Annotated in this window: 19 protein-coding genes and 1 pseudogene; 11 read left to right on the forward strand and 9 right to left on the reverse strand. The window is 70.8% G+C overall.

What is annotated here, in order from left to right; translation table 11 throughout:
* Positions 1–30 precede the first annotated feature (30 nt).
* Both CF165_RS24800 and CF165_RS24805 read left to right on the forward strand, forming a co-directional pair.
* Positions 31–1908 carry an MFS transporter gene (locus tag CF165_RS24800; RefSeq protein WP_093949966.1) on the forward strand — a complete coding sequence of 626 codons (1878 nt, stop codon included), beginning with the start codon at positions 31–33 and terminating at the stop codon, positions 1906–1908.
* A gap of 10 nt (positions 1909–1918) precedes the next feature.
* A complete protein-coding gene (locus CF165_RS24805) occupies positions 1919–2395 on the forward strand; it encodes a DUF2771 family protein (RefSeq protein ID WP_093949967.1) in 477 nt (158 codons plus the stop codon).
* 10 nt (positions 2396–2405) lie between these two features.
* On the opposite strand, the gene CF165_RS24810 is transcribed toward CF165_RS24805, so the two are convergent.
* Positions 2406–2792 carry a cold-shock protein gene (locus tag CF165_RS24810; protein WP_013230216.1) on the reverse strand — a complete coding sequence of 129 codons (387 nt, stop codon included), beginning with the start codon at positions 2790–2792 and terminating at the stop codon, positions 2406–2408.
* Positions 2793–2923: 131 nt separating this feature from the next.
* On the opposite strand from CF165_RS24810, the gene CF165_RS24815 reads away from it, so the two are divergent.
* The gene (locus CF165_RS24815; RefSeq protein ID WP_167441562.1) at positions 2924–3160 is read left to right on the forward strand and encodes a hypothetical protein; all 237 of its coding nucleotides are present in this window, start codon (positions 2924–2926) and stop codon (positions 3158–3160) included.
* Here CF165_RS24815 and CF165_RS24820 read toward each other — a convergent pair.
* Positions 3157–3774 carry an HAD family hydrolase gene (locus CF165_RS24820; protein ID WP_093949968.1) on the reverse strand — a complete coding sequence of 206 codons (618 nt, stop codon included), beginning with the start codon at positions 3772–3774 and terminating at the stop codon, positions 3157–3159. The genes CF165_RS24815 and CF165_RS24820 overlap by 4 nt on opposite strands.
* 95 nt (positions 3775–3869) lie before the next feature.
* On the opposite strand from CF165_RS24820, the gene CF165_RS24825 reads away from it, so the two are divergent.
* Complete coding sequence (locus CF165_RS24825; RefSeq protein WP_093949969.1) at positions 3870–4469, forward strand: TetR/AcrR family transcriptional regulator; 600 nt, start codon at positions 3870–3872, stop codon at positions 4467–4469.
* Positions 4466–5434, forward strand: coding sequence for a R2-like ligand-binding oxidase (locus tag CF165_RS24830; RefSeq protein ID WP_093949970.1), 969 nt, complete (start codon positions 4466–4468; stop codon positions 5432–5434). Before CF165_RS24825 ends, CF165_RS24830 begins: the two co-directional genes overlap by 4 nt.
* Before the next feature lie 9 nt (positions 5435–5443).
* On the opposite strand, the gene CF165_RS24835 is transcribed toward CF165_RS24830, so the two are convergent.
* The 5 genes and pseudogenes from CF165_RS24835 to CF165_RS52780 form a co-directional block, all read right to left on the reverse strand.
* Positions 5444–7102: an AMP-binding protein gene (locus CF165_RS24835; protein ID WP_093949971.1), complete on the reverse strand. Its 1659-nt coding sequence runs from the start codon at positions 7100–7102 to the stop codon at positions 5444–5446.
* Positions 7103–7174: 72 nt separating this feature from the next.
* On the reverse strand, positions 7175–7966 hold the full coding sequence (locus CF165_RS24840; protein WP_093949972.1) for a hypothetical protein: 792 nt from the start codon (positions 7964–7966) through the stop codon (positions 7175–7177).
* Complete coding sequence (locus CF165_RS24845) at positions 7963–8493, reverse strand: SigE family RNA polymerase sigma factor (RefSeq protein WP_093949973.1); 531 nt, start codon at positions 8491–8493, stop codon at positions 7963–7965. Before CF165_RS24845 ends, CF165_RS24840 begins: the two co-directional genes overlap by 4 nt.
* Before the next feature lie 102 nt (positions 8494–8595).
* The gene (locus CF165_RS24850; protein ID WP_240521771.1) at positions 8596–10626 is read right to left on the reverse strand and encodes a WD40/YVTN/BNR-like repeat-containing protein; all 2031 of its coding nucleotides are present in this window, start codon (positions 10624–10626) and stop codon (positions 8596–8598) included.
* Between the two features lie 148 nt (positions 10627–10774).
* Positions 10775–11356 (reverse strand): annotated as a pseudogene (locus CF165_RS52780) (RICIN domain-containing protein); the annotation flags it as partial.
* 43 nt (positions 11357–11399) lie between these two features.
* Between CF165_RS52780 and CF165_RS24855 the strand changes: the two are divergent.
* From CF165_RS24855 to CF165_RS24880, 6 genes are all read left to right on the forward strand, one after another.
* Positions 11400–12119, forward strand: coding sequence for an ESX secretion-associated protein EspG (locus CF165_RS24855; RefSeq protein WP_240521772.1), 720 nt, complete (start codon positions 11400–11402; stop codon positions 12117–12119).
* Positions 12120–12190: 71 nt separating this feature from the next.
* Positions 12191–12691 carry a hypothetical protein gene (locus CF165_RS24860; protein ID WP_093949974.1) on the forward strand — a complete coding sequence of 167 codons (501 nt, stop codon included), beginning with the start codon at positions 12191–12193 and terminating at the stop codon, positions 12689–12691.
* Positions 12688–13245 (forward strand): DUF3558 family protein, encoded by a 558-nt coding sequence (locus tag CF165_RS24865; RefSeq protein WP_093949975.1) that lies wholly within the window; start codon positions 12688–12690, stop codon positions 13243–13245. The genes CF165_RS24860 and CF165_RS24865 overlap by 4 nt, the downstream gene beginning before the upstream one ends.
* 14 nt (positions 13246–13259) lie before the next feature.
* Entirely contained in the window at positions 13260–14681 is a 1422-nt protein-coding gene (locus CF165_RS24870) for a hypothetical protein (RefSeq protein WP_093949976.1), read from the forward strand.
* A gap of 64 nt (positions 14682–14745) precedes the next feature.
* Complete coding sequence (locus CF165_RS24875) at positions 14746–15501, forward strand: PhzF family phenazine biosynthesis protein (protein ID WP_093949977.1); 756 nt, start codon at positions 14746–14748, stop codon at positions 15499–15501.
* Complete coding sequence (locus CF165_RS24880) at positions 15501–15875, forward strand: YccF domain-containing protein (protein WP_093949978.1); 375 nt, start codon at positions 15501–15503, stop codon at positions 15873–15875. Before CF165_RS24875 ends, CF165_RS24880 begins: the two co-directional genes overlap by 1 nt.
* Here CF165_RS24880 and CF165_RS24885 read toward each other — a convergent pair whose 3' ends face one another.
* Both CF165_RS24885 and CF165_RS24890 read right to left on the reverse strand, forming a co-directional pair.
* Positions 15876–16676, reverse strand: coding sequence for a metallophosphoesterase (locus tag CF165_RS24885; protein WP_093949979.1), 801 nt, complete (start codon positions 16674–16676; stop codon positions 15876–15878). It lies immediately after the preceding gene.
* 37 nt (positions 16677–16713) lie between these two features.
* Entirely contained in the window at positions 16714–17508 is a 795-nt protein-coding gene (locus tag CF165_RS24890; RefSeq protein ID WP_093949980.1) for an HAD-IIA family hydrolase, read from the reverse strand.
* Between the last annotated feature and the right edge of the window lie 110 nt (positions 17509–17618).

The following is a 17618-nucleotide window of genomic DNA, read 5'->3' on the forward strand; positions in this document are numbered from 1 at the left end:
AACCGGCCCCCGGTAAGGCAGGATTGAGACGTGGCACTCTTCGGCTCCCGCTCCGACGGCACTCCGCCGGGGCAGCCGCGCGGCCGGAAGTCCAAGCGGCGCTGGACCCCGGAGCCCGGCGCGACGCAGGCCAAGCCGTGGCGGGAGGCCGCCGCGCCACCCCGCGCCGAGCACACCCGCGTCGAGCACCACAGCGCGCCTCCCCCGACCCGCGTCGAACGGCCTGTCCCGCGCGGTGGTTACCGCGAAGAAGCCGGGCCGAACGCGAACGAGGCCCCGACCGCCGCCACGCCGCGGGGGCACCGTCCGCCGCCCCCGCGCGGGGCACGGCCGTACGACCCGCACCGCACCGAGCCCGTCCGCCGGGAGCCACCCGGCTTCTACCAGGGCGAACGCCATCCCGGCAGCGGCGAATACGAGCACTACGACACCGGCGGCTACGCGGGCGAACCGCGTCCGCCGGAGCCCGAGCCGCCGCGGGAGGAACCGCGGACGCCGGGTGGCACGCCGAAGATGCCGAAGAAGATCACCGTCACGCGGGTGGCCGCGATGCGCAGCCGTCAGCTGACCGGCCAGGCCGTCGACGCCTTCCAGCGCGCGACGAAGGCCGACGGCGCCGAGAAGTCCGGCCTCACCTCGCTGACCTACGCCGTGATGCTGAACTACGCCAGCGACGCGGCGATGGCGATCGCGCTGGCCAACACCCTCTTCTTCGCCGCGACCAGCGGCGAGAGCAAGGGCAAGGTGGCGCTCTACCTGCTCATCACGATCGCGCCGTTCGCGCTGGTCGCGCCGGTGATCGGGCCCGCGCTCGACAAGGTGCAGCGCGGCAGGCGGCTGGCGATGTGCGCGTCTTCGATCGGCCAGGGGCTGATGGCCGTCGTGATGGCGCTGCACTTCGACGACTGGCTGCTCTACCCGGCCGCGCTCGGGATGATGGTGCTGTCGAAGTCGTTCACCGTGCTCAAGGCCGCGGTGACGCCCCGGGTGCTGCCGTCGGAGATCACGCTCTCCAAGACCAACGCCCGGCTCACGACGTTCGGGCTGGTCGCCGCCGGCGTGTTCGGCGCGCTGGCCAGCGGCGTCAACGCGATCACCGGCTCGGCGGGCGCGCTGTGGTTCACGGCGCTGATCTGCGTCGCCGCCGCCGTGCAGTCGATGCGGATCCCGGCGTGGGTGGAGGCGACCGAGGGCGAGGTCCCGACGTCGCTGTGGGCCCACCCGAAGGAGAAGAAGCGGCGCCAGCCGATGGGCCGCCACATCGTCGTCGCGCTGTGGGGCAACGGCTCGGTGCGCGTGCTCACCGGGTTCCTCATGATGTTCGCCGCGTTCGCGGTCAAGGCGCAGACCGAGGGCAGCGGGCAGACGCCGTTCATGCAGCTGCTGCTGCTCGGCGTCATCGGCGTCGCGGCGGGCGCCGGCGGGTTCCTCGGCAACGCGCTGGGCTCGCGCCTGCACTTCGGCAGCCCCGACCAGGTGATCGTCGGGTGTGTGGCGGGCTGCGTGCTGGCCGCGCTGGTCGCGACCGTGCTGCCCGGCCTGGCCACGGCCGCGATCGTCGGCCTGATCGGCGCCACCGCCAGCGCGCTGGCGAAGATCAGCCTCGACGCCGTCATCCAGGAAGACCTGCCCGAGGAGTCGCGCGCGTCCGCGTTCGGCCGCTCGGAAACCGTGCTGCAGCTGGCCTGGTGCCTCGGCGGGGCGGTCGGCCTGCTGCTGCCGCCGACGTACTGGATCGGCTTCCTGGTGATCACGATCGTGCTGGCCATCGGGTGTGCGCAGACGTACCTGGTCCAGCGCGGGGGCTCGCTCGTGCCGGGACTCGGCGGCGACCGGCCGCTGCGCCCCGAGCCGACCGGCAGCTTCCCGGCCCAGGGCCTGCCCGGGGACGCGGCGCCCCGCCGGTAGGCTCCGGCCCATGCGACGTTCCCGGGTGGTGGCCCTGCTTGCGGCCGGTGGGTTCGCGGTGGCCGGCTGCTCGGCGCCCGGCCCGGCCGAGGTCACCTTCTACGCCGACGGCCACACGATCAACACGACGCCGGTGCTCACGTGCGACTACTCGCAGAAGCTCGCGCAGCCGTGCAGCGCGAAGGGCACGACGCAGACGCTGAAGGTCCGCCCGGGCAAGCCGGTCCAGATCTCGGTGCCCGGCGAGGTCGCCGACGCGCCGTGGCAGATCGTCTACGAGTACGTCACCCCGCGGGGCGAGTACAAGCAGAGCGACCCGATCCCGTTCACATCGCTGGACCGCTACGCCTACACGGTCACGCCGCCGACGCCCGCCGACCGCATCTCGGCGGTGGACGTGCAAAAGTACACGGCCGTGCTCAACGCGGACACCGGCGAGTCCGGCCTGCTGCCCAGCGACGTCTGGGGCCTGCGGCTCGAGGCTTAGGGGTCCCGCTTTAGGGGTCGATGTCCCGGGCGACGGCGCGCATGATCTCGGCGATCTGCTTGGTGTGCTTGCGGTCCGGGTAGCGGTTGCGCCGCAGGTCCGGCTGCACCTTGAGCTCCAGCAGCTTGATCATGTCCTCGATCAGGCCGTGCAGCTCCTCGGCGGGGCGGCGGCGCGCCTCGGCCACGGACGGCGGCGGGTCGAGCAGCCGGACGGAGAGGGCCTGGGGCCCGCGGCGGCCGTCGGCGACGCCGAACTCGAGCCGTTGTCCGGCCTTGAGCCCCTCGACGCCCTGCGGCAGCGCGGCCTTGCGAATGTAGACGTCGGCGCCACCGTCCTGCGTGACGAACCCGAACCCCTTCTCCGCGTCGTACCACTTGACCTTGCCGGTCGGCACTTCCCTCACCAGTCTTTCTGCTGTCCGCTCACGACGAACGCGCCCGGGGCGTACCCAGGGCGCGCTCCTGAAAGGGTATCTCGCCACAGGCCCTGGGGAGAAGTCGATACCGGCGGATACCCTCTTGCGTCATGAAGACGAGGACGAAGGAGGCCGGCGTGGCCGCTCCCGGCAAACCGTTCCTGATGCGCGTCGGCATCGGGTTGTTCGGCCTCGGCATGATCGCCGTGCTGGCGGTGTTCATCATGTTCGCCGCCGGGCTGGAGAACCTGCCGATCTGGCTGTCCGTCGCCGCCGGTGTCATCACGCCGCTGGGCCTGCTGCTGGGCTTGATCGCGCTGGTCCTGGAAGCGCGGGCCAAGAACTAGGCGACCGCCGCGAACGTCTTCTCGAACCACTCCGGGAACTCCGTCAGCGACTCGAACACCACCTCCGCTCCTTCGCTCAGCAGGAGCGTGCGGTCGCACGGCCCGGTGGTGACGCCGACCGGGATCGCCCCGGCCGCGAGGGCACCGCGGATGTCGCCGGCGTGATCTCCGACATACACCCGGGCGTCGTGCGCCAGGAGCGCCTCGGCCTTCTGCGTCGACCACAGCTCGCCGACGACCTCGTCGACGTCCAGCCCGAGCGCGTCCACGTGCAGCTGCGCGTTGGGCCCGTACTTCCCGGTGACGACCAGCGTGCGCCCGCCCGCGGCCCGCACCGCGCGGAGGGACTCGACCGCGCCCGGCAGCGCGACCGTGCTCGGCACGACCACCTCGGGGTACATCGCGCGGAACCGGTCGACGAGCCCGGGGATGCGTTCCTCAGGCGCTTCGAAGCCGCGCAGGATGTCGTCGAGCGGCGGCCCGAGGTTGGCCGCGAACGCGTCGCCGTCCAGCGGCAAGCCGGATTCGACGCCGAGCGCGTTCATCGCCGCGGCCATGCCCGGCCGCGCGTCGATCAGTGTCATGTCGAGGTCAAACCCCACCGTGATGCCCACAACCCACACGCTACTGGCCACCACCGACAGTTTTACACCCAAACCGATCATGTACAGCGCCTTGACAGCGGCGCGATCTGTGTCAAGGTGAGGGTGTGACCAGCTTCACTGACCGGACCAAGGCGTCCCTCCGGGAAGCCCTGCTCGACGCCGCCGCCGACCTGCTGCCGGACCGGGGTCACGCGGGCCTGCGGATGGCCGACGTCGCGGCCAGGGCCGGCGTGAGCAGGCAGACGGTCTACAACGAGTTCGGGAACAAGGCGGCGCTGACCCAGGCGGTGGCGCTGCGCACCGCGTCGGAGTTCCTCGACGGGATCCGGCAGCGGTTCCAAACGGCGGACGGGCTCCTGGCGGGCATCCACCACGCCGTCGTCTACACGATCGAGCACGCGCGGGAGAACCGCCTGGTCGCGGCGGCGCTCGGCACGGAAGCCGCCGAGGACCTGCTGCCGCTGCTCACGACCAAGGGCGAGCCGATCCTCAGCGCGGCCACGGACCTCGCCGCCGAGCAGTACCTGGAGTTCGAACCCCGGCTGCCCGCCGAGGCGGCCGCCCTGCTCGCGGAGACCGTCGTGCGGCTTTCGCTGTCGCACCTGGTCCTCCCGACGCACTCGGCGGCGGAGGCGGCGGACGCCGTCACCGCGGTCATGGAACCCGCCATCCGCCAATTCGTCCACAATGGAGTGAACCGATGACCGACACGCTCCCGGAGCTCCGGACCGGTTTTTCCTCGCTGCGCAAGGGCGGGCTGAACTGGGACTCCTTCCCGCTGCGGCTGTTCGCCAAGGGCAACAAGAAGTTCTGGAACCCGGCCGACATCGACTTCAGCCACGAACGCGAAGGCTGGGACAAGCTCAACCCGGAGCAGCAGCGAAGCACGACGTACCTCGTCGCGCAGTTCATCGCCGGCGAAGAGGCGGTCACCGAGGACATCCAGCCGTTCATGCGGGCGATGTCGGCGACCGGCCGGTTCGGCGACGAGATGTACCTCACCCAGTTCTGCTTCGAGGAAGCCAAGCACACGGAAGTGTTCCGGCGCTGGATGGACGCGGTCGGGCTGACCGACGACCTCCACCCGTACGTCGCCGAGAACCCCCACTACCGCAAGCTGTTCTACGAAGAGCTCCCGCAGTCGCTGCGGGCGCTGGAGGACGATCCCAGCCCGCTCAACCAGATCCGCGCGAGCGTGACGTACAACCACGTCATCGAGGGCAGCCTCGCGCTGACCGGCTACTACTCGTGGCAGCTGATCTGCACCCAGCACGACATCCTGCCGGGCATGCAGGAACTGGTCCGCCGCATCGGCGACGACGAGCGCCGCCACATGGCCTGGGGCACGTTCACCTGCCGGCGGCACGTCGCCGCGGACGACTCGCTGTGGGACGCCGTGCAGCAGCGGATGGGCGAGCTGCTGCCGCACGCGCTCAACATGATCCAGTGGGTGCAGGACCAGTTCGAGGAACTGCCGTTCGACAACGACCCGCAGGAGATCGTCCAGTACGCGGCGGACCGGGCGCAGCGCCGACTGGGCGCGATCGAGTCGGCACGCGGGATGCCGGTCGAGCAGATCGACCTCGACTACTCGCCCGAGCACCTCGAGGAGACGTTCGGCGAGGAAGACGCCAAAGCGATCGCGGAAGCCGCCGCCGCGGTCGGCTGACACGCCGGTTCAGGCGTGCTTGGTCCCGGCTGCTTTCTCCAGGCCGAGCAGGGTGATCGACTTCTCGCGCATCTCGACCTTGCGCACCTTGCCGGTCACCGTCATCGGGAACTCGTCGACGACGTGGACGTACCTCGGGATCTTGTAGTGCGCCAGCTTGCCGCTGCAGAACTCGCGCACTTTTTCGGCCGTCAACGGCGAAGCGCCTTCACGCATCCGGACCCAGGCCATCAGCTCTTCGCCGTACTTCTCGTCGGGGACGCCGATGACCTGCGCGTCGAGGATGTCCGGGTGGGTGTAGAGGAACTCCTCGATCTCGCGCGGGTAGAGGTTCTCGCCGCCGCGGATGACCATGTCCTTGATGCGGCCGGTGATGTTGACGTACCCGTCGCCGTCCATGACCGCCAGGTCGCCGGTGTGCATCCAGCGGGCGGCATCGATCGCTTCGGCCGTCTTGTCCGGTTGTTCCCAGTACCCGAGCATCACCGAGTACCCGCGCGTGCACAGCTCGCCCGGCTCGCCGCGCGGGACCGTCAGGCCGGATTCGGGGTCGACGACCTTGACCTCCAGGTGCGGCCCGACCCGCCCGACCGTCGACACGCGACGCTCGACCGAGTCGTCGGCGCGCGTCTGCGTCGACACCGGGGACGTCTCGGTCATGCCGTAGCAGATGGACACCTCGCTCATCCCCATCCGGTCGATGACCTGCTTCATCACCTCGACCGGGCAGGGCGAGCCCGCCATGATCCCGGTGCGCAGCGACGACAGGTCGAACTCGCCGAAGTCGGGGTGGTTGAGCTCGGCGATGAACATCGTCGGCACGCCGTAGAGCGACGTGCACCGCTCGGCGGCGACGGCTTCGAGCGTCGCGCGCGGGTCGAACGCCGGAGCCGGGATGACCATGCACGCGCCGTGGCTGGTGCAGGCCAGGTTGCCCATCACCATGCCGAAGCAGTGGTAGAAGGGCACGGGGATGCACACCTTGTCTTCTTCGGTGTAGTTGCAGAGCTCGCCGACGAAGTAGCCGTTGTTGAGGATGTTGTGGTGGCTCAGCGTGGCGCCCTTGGGGAAGCCCGTGGTCCCGGACGTGTACTGGATGTTGATCGGGTCGTCGGCCGACAGCCCGGCCTGCAGGTGCGCGAGCCGGGCGGGGTCCCCGCGCCGTCCGGCGTCCATCAGCTCCCGCCAGCTCTCGCCGCCGAGCACCACGACGTGCTCCAGCCGCGCGCACTTCTCGCGCACTTCTTCGACCATCGCGGGGTAGTCGGAGGTCTTGAACTCGTCCGACGCCACCAGCAGCCGGATCCCGGCCTGGTTGAGCACGTACTCCAGTTCGTGCGACCGGTAGGCGGGGTTGATGTTGACCAGGATCGCGCCGATCTTCGCCGTCGCGTACTGGAGGAAGGTCCACTCCGCCCGGTTCGGCGACCAGATCCCCACCCGGTCGCCCTTGCCGATGCCCTGCGCGACCAGCCCGAGCGCGAGCGTGTTCACCTCGCCCGCCAGCTCCCGGTAGGTCCACCGCCCGCCGCCGGCCCGGTCCACCAGCGCGTCCCGGTCCCCGAACGCGGCCACCGTCCGGTCGAAGTTGTCGCCGATCGTGTCCCCGAGCAGCGGGACCTCCGAAATCCCCGAGGCGTAACTCGGCCGGGCGGGCGCGTCAGGCATGGTGCCTCCTGAAGTCGACGGTGACTCGCCGAGTCTAGGAAGCGAACCCGCTCGTGGCGACTGCTCGGAGTCTCACTTCGCCCGGCTGAAGCGGCCTTGGAGCGCGTGTGAGCCGCCGGCGGACGTCGCTTGCACCGCGTAGCTGTCGGAACCGGCGTCCCGCGTGCCGGCGATGTGGTTGTACTGGACGGCGAAGAACTGCTGCGCGGCCGGCACGGTTCGGCCCGGCTTGAGCTCCCAGCGGTAGACCACGACGCCGTCACTCTCCTGCGCGGTGACGGTGAAGTCGTCGGCGGGCCCGGTCTGCCACTGGCCGGTGCTCTGCACGCCACCGGTCTGCGCGACGCGCACTTCGACCGTGAGCGCGGTCAGCGGCTGGGCGACGTCGAGCGTGAGGTTGCCCTGGGCCCAGTAGACAGTGCTGTGCGGATCGATGGAGCCCTGCGCCGACAACGGCCCGTCCGAGACCCGGCTGCCGGCCGGTGCGGCCTGGTCGGTGCTGCTCGGCGACGGCCGGGCTGTGGTCGTCCGGCCGGGGTGGCCCGGCGCGGGCGGCGGAGCCGAGCCACCGGTGGAGCTCGAGGGTGGCGTGGCGCTCGTGGTCGGGACGGTGAGCGTGATCTCGCCGTCCGGGCGTGCCGGCGCGGTCTGGCCGCTTCCGGCGACGGCGAGACCGGCGACGGCCAGGATGCCCGCCGCGGCGGAGCCCGCGAGCACCACTTTGGGCCATGACCTCGCGATGCCCGGCCGCCGCGGGACGGCGGTGCCGCCCATGCCGCGGTGCACGCGGGCCAGCATCCGGTCGCGGTCGGGCTGGTGTGCCTCGGCGGCCTCGCGCAGCCGCCTGCCGATGTCCTCGTTCACCGGCTCCTCCTCTCCGCCGCCAGGTCCCCGGCCGCTCGTCCACCGAGCAGGCGTTCCAGCTCGGCCAGTCCCTTCGAGGTCTGGCTCTTCACCGCGCCGACCGAGATGCCCAGCGCCCGCGCGGTGTCCTTCTCCGACAGGTCGAAGGCGTGCCGGAGGATGACGCAGGCCCGCTTCCCGAAGGGCAACCGGTCCAGTGCCACCCGCACGTCCACCACGGCGGCCACGTCGGAACTCCGCTCCGGCTGCGAACCCGGCGACCAGAACAGGGCGATCCGGCGGCGCTCGCGTGTCGCGCTGCGGACCCGTTCCCGTGCCAGGTTCGCGACCACACCACGGGCGTACGCCAGCGGGTGCTCGGCTCCGCGCAGCCGGTCCCAGCGCTGCCACAGGGCGATCAGCGCGTCGGCGGCGAGGTCGTCGGCGGCATCCGCTTCCCCGGTCAGCAGGAAGGAGAACCGGGCCAGCCCGGCGTAGTGCCGTTCGAAGAAGTCGTGGAACTCCGCCGACGTGTCATCGAGGAGCATGTGTCCTGGCTGCCCGCTTCCTGCTCATGCCCCCGTCCAAGGCGGCAACCTACCAGTGGCGACCTGCGGCCGGGCCGGCGCGAACGCCGGCCCGGCCGCAGGTCAGGCGGGCTCGCCGTACAGCACGCCGCGGCCGTTCGTGCCGACGTAGACCCGCCCGTACACGTCCGGGTCACCGGTGATGACGCCGGAGCCCGCGCCCCCGCCGTACTGGTGCCGGTCGTCGTTGATCCGCTTCCAGGCGCCGCCGCCGTCGGCCGAGCGGAAGATGCCGGTGACGCCGTTCACCGTGCCGACGAGGTAGACCGCGGGGTAGCTGGCACCGGGGGCGGACTTGCCGAAGCCGACGGCGCCGGCCGCCTGGACACCATCCAGCCTGCGGAAGCCCGCGCCGCCGTCGGTGGAGTGCCAGAGCCCCCCGCCGTCCGCGATCCACAGATCCCCGGTGAGGCCCGGAACCGCCTCGAGGTGCCCGCCGGGAAGACCGCCGGCGCGAGCGGTGAAGCTCCGGCCGCCGTCGGTGCTGGCGAACAAGGTGCCCCCGCTGAGCGCGTAGAAGGTGCCGGCGGCGGCGCGGTCGGCCACCACGGCCGTGCCCTTGGGCAGGCCGGCCGACGCCGTCCAGGTCGCGCCGCGGTCGGTGGAGACGGCGGGCACCTGCCCGGCCGCGGTCCACACCACGGTGGCGCCGTCGGCCGAGATCGCCACGCTGCCGCCGCCCGCGGCGCTCACCGGAGACCCGGAGAACGGCCGCCAGGTGGCACCGCCGTCGGTGGAGTAGGCGCCGCGTGCCTGGTCGCTGTAGCCGACGCGGACGACGACGTCCGGCTTGGCCTGGGCGAAGTCGATGCCGGTGGTGTTGCTGAAGCGCGGTCCGGACGACGCCGCGGCCGGCACCTTGTCCAGGTCGTCGTGGCGGAACCCGCCGACGTCGCCGAGTGCGCTGACCAGCTTGCCGCCGGGCGGCGCGACCAGGCCGAGCACCGCGGTCTCCTCCAGGCCCTTGGCGGGGACGGTCCAGTGCGTGGCGCCGCCACGGTCGGCCGCGGTCACGTCGTTGCTCGCCCACAGGCCCGATCCGGTGCCGTACAGGACGTGGCCCGAATCGAAGGGGTCGAGGGCCAGCGCGCCCATCCAGTGACCGATGCCGGTGCCGACGTACGGTGCGCCGGAGGCGTCCCGGACCGACGTGGCACCCAGGGCTTTCCAGGTGGCCCCGCCGTCGGTGGAGCGGTACAGCTCGTCCGAGGGCCACCAGCGGTCGAGGGTGGTGACCATCACCGTGGCCGGGTGCTGCGGGTCCACCGCCAGCCCGGCGAAGCCGAACCCGTCGCCGGAAACCGGCGAGACGTCCTTCCAGGCCCCGGTGGACGGCGTGTATTTCCACACCGAACCGGCTTTCACGCCGTTCGGGCCCGGGACGTCGGTGTAGCTCACGTACAGCGAACCGTCTCCGGACAGGACGCCGTGCTGGGGCAATTGCCCGGTGTGCTGGCCGGGCACGGCCTGCCAGCCGGCGCCGCCGTCGGTGGAGCGGTACAGCGAGGTGGTCTTGTCGGCGGCACCGACGTAGATCGTCCTGCTCCCGGCCGGGCCGAAGGTCACGAAGGACAGGCCGACGCCGCTGCTCGCGCCGTCGGTGACGGGGAAGCCGGGAACCTGGTTCCACGTCACGCCGAAGTCGGTGCTGCGCCACAGCCCGTTCTCGCGCGTGCCCAGGTACAGCGTCCGGTGGTCGGCGGGATCGATCGCGAGCCGTTCGCCCATGGACCGGCCGTCCTCGTTGCTGCCCAGCTTGAACGGCAGGTCGGTGCGCTGGAACGTTCGTCCCTGGTCGGTGGAGCGCAGGATCGCGCCGTTACCGGCCCAGTCGTTGGTGTAGGTGCCGGTCGCGAGGTACAGGCGATCGGGATCGGCCGGGTCGGTCGCCACGCTCTCGATGCCGTACAGGTTCCAGTCCGCGGCCCAGTCCGTCAGCGGGACCCATTGACCGGCGCCGCCGTCCCAGCGGTAGGCGCCACCCATGTCGGTGCGCGCGTACAGCAGGCCCTTGCGGCTGGGGTTGAAGACGAAGCCGGTGACGAAGCCGCCACCGGCGATTTGGACGTTGCGCCAGCTGTAGCCCCCCCGCACCGGCCGGCGTCGCCGGCGGCGTGGCGGACGCGCTGGAGGAAGGCTGGGACGCGGTGGGCCGGGTGGGAGCCGAGGGCTTGGCGGGGGTGGCCGTCTTGGCCAGCGTCCACTGCTGGTCGGAGCCGCCCGTGTCGGCGGACGGGACGATGGCGGTGTCGCCGCCGTTGTGCACGCCGAGGACCAAGCCGCTGCCGCGCGAGACGATCTTCACCGCGCCGTGTCCGGCATCGGTCAGCTTCCACTGCTGGTCGGCGGCGCCGGTGTCCGTTTGCTGTTCGACGTCGGCCGGCCCGGTGCCGGCTTTCCGTACGCCCAGCACCTTCCCGCTGTTGTGGTTGACCAACTGGCAGAAGCCGCCGTCGACGAGCTTCACCTGCCACTGCTGGCTCGCGGCACCGGCGGTGCGCTTCTCCTCCTGGATCCGGACGCCGTCCGCGTGGTCCGCACCGGCCACGTCCAGCGCGTTGCCGCTGCGCACGGAGACGAACTGGTAGTAGGCGGCGGTGTCCACCGCCACCGCCTCCGGCTCGCCGCGCGTCAGCAGCAGGTACGGAACGACCAGCGCCGGCACGGCCAACGCCAGGGCGATCACCACCCAGCGTCGGCGTATCCGCGGCCTGGCGGACCCGGTCTCACTCATCGCAGCTCTCCTTGACGTCCTCGGTTCTGCCCGCAAGTTGCCGCTGCTTCCGAAAAGGTTTCCGCCGCCACGAAGATTTCGCCGAATCATCGACAGCCGGGCGCCGGGTGGTGGTTCCGCTACGCTCGGGGACGTGCCGGAGGAATTCTCACTGGGCCTGGCCGAGGTCGACGTCGCGGTCCGGCGGGCCGGTCTTCCGGCGAACTGGCACCCGTTCGAGATCCGCAGCCCGGGACGCACCGTGGAGGAGCACGACCGCATCGCGGCGGAGTCGTGGGAATCGATGCGGGCGCGCGGGCTGGCGACTCCGGACAAGCTGGACGTCGAGGTCGAGCAGACGCTCAGGGCGTGGACGCAGCCCGAAGTGCTCATCATCGTCCGGGCGGCCGAGATCGCCGAAAACCGGCAGGTCTTCTACCGGGCGGCCATCGGCCACGGCCTCGGCGTGTTTTCCGAGCTGGCCGGCGAGGAGATCCTTTTCGCGCAGGCCCGCCCGGACCGGCTGGTCGACCTCGTGGTCGGGATGCTGCCGAGCTACCCGCCGGTGCCGCTGGCCGAGCTCGCGTTCGTCTCCCCCGGCTCCCGCCAGGACGCCGCGGCGGCGGCCGAGTTCTCGGCGTGGCCCCTGCACCGCTACGGCACGTTCGAGCTGTCGGCCCGGCACGGCCAAGGCGCGCTTCACCCGATCAGCACAACGACGTTCGTCGACAACGACGGCGGCCGGTTCCTGATGGTCACCGAGGCCCTGCCGGGCGGCGAAAGCCGGGTTCGGTTCATCCCATCGGACGGTTCTCACCTGCGAAGCCGGCTCCACGAGCGTGGCAGGAACTCCGCCGCACCCGGGAACCACTGACGCCCCTCGTTCGTCACTAGTACAGTGCGAGAGGACCACGCAGGGTGTCACCGGACGACGGGGAGGGCGTCATGGGCGGATCGCAGTTCGGCGCACCGGGGTCCTTCACACCTCCGCCCGCCGCCGCCGGTGACGCGGGCTCGAACTTCCTCTCGGGCATCGTCGCCGGGCCGGTGGATTCGGCCGCGGCGCAGCGGGTCAGCGAGGGTGGCAGCCACCTGAAGTCACTCGCGGAAAGCGGCCAGTTCGCGGTCAACGAGGAAGGCTTCCAGGCGTACATGAAGGCCTGCGACTTCTTCATCGACGGCTACAACCGGATGATCGGTGACGTCAGCCTCCTGGCGACCGCAGCCGACATGGGCGGCAGCGAGTACGCCAAGTCCGTGGCCGCCTTCAACGTCAAGGTCGCCAATGGCGACGAAGAGTCCTTGATCCCCAACCTCATCAAGATGCGCGAAGGCGTTCAGCAGGCCCGCGAGGCAATGGTCATCGCCCGCAAGAACTACCGCGAGACCGAGGATGCCCACAGCATGACCTTCGCCCAGCTCGACAAGGGGCTGCAGGGGAAGTGACAGCACGTCGTGCTCCGCGCGCATTGGCCGCGCTGACCCTCGCACTGAGTCTGACCGCCTGCACGAGCCAGGTAGGAGGGCAGGCGAGCCCCAGCTCGTCAGCGGCAGCATCGACCGCTCCTGGAACCGACAGCGCGAGCGCCTCTCCTTTCGCGGGCTTGAACCAATGCACCGTGCTCGACCAAGCACTTACCGGGCAAGGCTTTCCCCGAGCGACTCCCACGGTCGCGCGGGCCAAGGACAGCTGTCGCACTTCGAAGGCGACAGCCGGTGACACGCCAGGCGTGGATGTGATTCTCTCCCTTCAGGCCGGCCAGAACTACCGGGACAACGTCGGCAATCCCAGCCAGGCGAGCGAAGGAAATGTGAACGGGCGTCCCGCGGTCGAAGAACGTGAACCGGAGCATTCGTCCGGGCAGTGCGGCGTGTGGCTGGAAGTGAAGCCCAGCTCGCGGGCGCTGGTCCTGGTCAGTTCCGGCTCGGACACCGCGACCGCCTGTACGCAGGTCGAAGACATCGCCGCGAAGGTCGAGCCACTACTGCCGAAGAACTGAGACGGAGTCCAGCCATGAGTCAGCCGCACCGGGCGCAGCATCGCGAATCCGAGGGTGACTACTACGCGGAAACCGCACAGAAGCTCCAAGGCCACGGCGACGCGCAGCAGCTGACGCAGAAAGCCGCGTCGGACTACTCGGTCGCGCAAGGGAAACTCTTGCAGGACGGGCAGACGCTGCGAGGCGATTCGCCTGCCCCGGGCGAGAACTACGCGAACAGCCCGCACGAAGTGCTGTACGACATGGTCCACAAGGACCTCGACATCGAGGGCATCAACGATCGCAGCCGCGTCGCCAACGTCTACGGGAACTGGCTGGCGGACGCCTCCAACCAGTTCCGCGACGCCGCCACGGCGGCGGGCGGCTCCTGGCAGGGACCCGCGGCCGACCAGGCGAGCACCTTCTTCCAAAGCACCGCCAGTCACACCGAGCAGACCGGCAACGCCATGCAGCTGGTCTCCAACCACTACTCCCAGCAGTCCGCCGCGGCCCACTACGCCAAGACGAACATGCCCGAGCCCACCGGCTTCGACCAGCAGGCCGAGCTGGACAAGGCGCGACGGCAGTACGAATCCGGCGACCTCATCGGCATGAGCGGCACCATGGACGGCATCCAGGCCAAGCAGCAGCAGGCCGACGCCGCGCACCAGCAGGCCGTGCAGGTCCTCCACAACCTCGACTCGACCTACCACGAGACCGCCGGCTCCCAGCCCACCTACGCCCCGCCGCCGCAGCTCGGGCAGGGTGACTCCACCTCCGCGTCCGGGTTCCACGGCAGCGGCGGCACGGGCACCACCGGCCTCGGCGGCACCGCGGCCGCCGGCGGGACCACCGGGCCGGGCGGCACGAGCGGCACCTTCGTCCCCGGTGGGGCCACCCCGCCGGGAACGACACCGCCCGGGACGACGCCGCCGTACGTTCCGCCCGGCACCACGAGCGGGACCGGCACCTTCAGCGGCAACACGAACTTCCGCGCCGCACCGGCGGCGAGCGGGTTCAGCCGCCTCACTCCCGACGGGCTCGCCATGACCGGCAACCCGGGCGTCGGCGGCGGAAGCGGCAGCGGGGACACCACGCGCGGCAAGCCCGGCATCGGGTCCGGCCGGGCCGGGACCGGGTTCGCCGGTTCCCGCGTGTCCGGCAGCGCCGGCGGCACGCCGAAGGAGACGCCGGGCGAAGGCGGCAAGGCCACCGGGAAGAGCACGGGCAAGGCACCGGGCGAACGTCTCGAACGCGGTGCCACCGCCGCCGCGGCGGCCAAGGGCAAGGCCGGTGGTGCCGGGGCCGCGGGCGCCGCCGGGGCCGGCAAGAAGAAGGAAGACGACCAGGAGCACAAGAACAAGTACGGCGTCGACGACGACGTCTTCGACCTCAAGCCGGACGAGGGACCCGACGGCGAGAAGATCATGCGGCCGACCATCGGTGAGACGTCCTAGGGGGCATCCCCTAAATCCCGCGCCGATCAAGATCGGCGGCGCGGGCCGCGGTTACATTGGTGGCATGCGCTTCTTCATCGTCGACGCCTTCACCGACCGGGCCTTCGCCGGGAACTCCGCGGGGGTCGTCCTGCTGGACGAGCCCGCCGACGCCGCCTGGATGCAGGCGGTCGCCGCCGAGATGAAGCACGCCGAGACCGCCTTCGTCGTCACGTCCCAGGACGGCCCGAAGTCGCTCAGGTGGTTCACGCCCGAGGTCGAGGTCGCGCTGTGCGGCCACGCGACCGTCGCGACCACCCACGTCCTCGGCGGCGAACAGACGTACACCACGAAGAGCGGCGAGCTGCGTGCCAAGGCCGCGGATGGCTGGGTCGAGCTGGACTTCCCCTCGGACCCGCCGCGGGAGACCGGCGACGACCTGTCCGAAATCCTCCCCGGCGCCGAGATCGAGTACACCGGGCGCGGCGTCGAGAACCTCTTCGCCGTCCTGCCCGACGCCAAGGCCGTCCGGGCGCTCGAACCGGACCTCGCGAAGCTCAAGAACACCTGGAACGGCAGGCTGCTGGTCACCGCGAGAGGCGACGACGTCGACTACGTCAGCCGCTTCTTCGCGCCCGGCGTCGGCATCGACGAAGACCCCGTCACCGGCTCGGCGCACTGCATCCTGTCGCCCTACTGGTCCGGGAAGCTGGGGAAGGACGAGCTGACCGGCGAGCAGGTGTCGACGCGCGGCGGGATCGTCCGGACCCGCCAGGACGGCGACCGGGTCCACCTCGCCGGCCAGGCCGTCACGGTCGTCAGCGGGGAGCTGCACGTCTGATGCGCACGCTGCTGAACCTCATCTGGCTCGTCCTGTGCGGCTTCTGGATGGCGCTGGGCTACCTGGTCGCCGGCGTGATCTGCTGCATCTTCGTCGTCACCATCCCGTTCGGGCTGGCGTCGTTCCGGATCGCGCACTACGCGCTGTGGCCGTTCGGCCGCACGGTCGTCGACCGGCGTGACGCGGGCACCGCGTCGTTCCTCGGCAACGTCATCTGGTTCATCTTCGCCGGGTGGTGGCTGGCGATCGGGCACATCGTCACCGGTATCGGGCTGTGCATCACGATCATCGGCATTCCGCTCGGCGTCGCGAACTTCAAGCTGATCCCGGTGTCGCTGATGCCGCTCGGCAAGGAGATCGTCGAGATCGCCTGATCAGGACTCCGGCTCGTACGGCAGCTCGACCACCAGGCAGGGTCCGCCGACGAACAGGCCGCCGTCGACGCCCAGCGCCTTGCCGCCCGCGTAGAGGAACGGTCCCTCGATCTGGGTCGGGTGGATCCCCAGCTGGTCGGCGATGACGCTGTGCCCGTGCACGATCCGGGAGCCGCCGAGGACCTCCATCAGCTTCTCGGCGTTCTCTTCGCCGTCCGGGCCGCGGAAGGCGTACCGGGTCGTCATGCGGCGCCACACATCCCACCACGCTTCGATGTCCGAACCCGTGAGGATCTCGCCCGCCGCTTCGTTGATCTCCTCGATCGACGAGCCCCAGTCGAGGTACTCCAGCGTGTCCGAGTGCAGCAGCAGGTGGTCGGCGGCGAGCGCGGCCAGCGGGCGCGCGGCCAGCCACTCGATGTGCTCCGGCGTCAGGCGGTCCTGGTCCGAGAGCAGGCCGCCGTTGATCTCCCAGCTGCGGGCGAAGCTGCGCGGGCCGAAGTCGGACGGCACCGGCTCGTCGCCGAAGTGGTACATCCCCAGCGCGAGGATCTCGTGGTTGCCCAGCAGGGTCTGCACCTGGCCGCCGGCCTCGGCCGCCTGCCCTTCGAGCCGCATGACCAGGTCGATCGCGCCGACGCCGTCCGGGCCGCGGTCGACGAAGTCGCCGAGGAACCACAGCTGGTCCTCGCCGCCGGACCAGTTGTCCTCGTCGTCGACCAGGCCCTCGGCTCTCAGGGCGTCGGCGAGTTCGTCACGGTGGCCGTGAACGTCGCCGATCACGTACGTGGACTTGCTCATCCGGTGACGATAAGCCCTGCTTCCGGTACGGCGTAGGTCAGCCTTCTCCGAACGGGTCCTGGGTTCGCCCGATCAGGTCGGCGACCGAGTCGAGCACCAGTGTCGGCCGATACGGATAGCGTTCGGCCGACTCCCGGCTGGATATGCCGGTGAGCACCAGGATGGTCTGCAACCCGGCTTCGATGCCCGAATGCACGTCGGTGTCCATCCGGTCGCCGATCATCAGCGTCGACTCCGAGTGCGCGCCGAGCCGGCGCAGCGCCGAGCGCATCATCAGCGGGTTCGGCTTGCCGACGTAGTACGGCGAGCGCCCGGTGGCCTTCTCGATCAGCGCCGCGACGGACCCGGTGGCCGGCATCGAGCCCTCCACGCTCGGGCCGGTCGCGTCGGGGTTGGTCGCGATGAACTTCGCGCCGCCTTCGATGAGGCGGATCGCGCGGGTGATGGCGCTGAAGCTGTACGTGCGGGTCTCGCCCAGCACGACGTAGTCCGGGTCACGCTCGGTCAGCACGTAGCCGACCTCGTGCAGCGCCGTGGTGAGGCCCGCTTCGCCGATGACGTACGCCGAGCCGTTCGGCCGCTGCGACGAGAGGAACTTCGCGGTCGCCAGCGCCGACGTCCAGATCGACTCCTCCGGGATGTCGAGCCCGGTGCGCTCCAGCCGGGCCCGCAGGTCGCGCGGGGTGTAGATCGAGTTGTTCGTCAGCACCAGGAAGTCGATGCCGTTCGCCTTCAGTTCGGCGAGGAACTCGTCGGCCCCCGGGACGAGGTGCTCCTCCTTCACCAGGACGCCGTCCATGTCGGAGAGGTACGTCCACCGGCGTTCGTTCATGGGCGAAACCTATCACGCGCGCGAGACACCTGCGGCGCACGCCGAAAAAGGCTACAGTGGGAATTGCCGTTATCGCGAGGGGAGTCGCGTATCCGGTCACCGAGGGGGTT

This window comes from Amycolatopsis vastitatis, from assembly GCF_002234595.1.
GTDB classification, from domain to species: domain Bacteria; phylum Actinomycetota; class Actinomycetes; order Mycobacteriales; family Pseudonocardiaceae; genus Amycolatopsis; species Amycolatopsis vastitatis.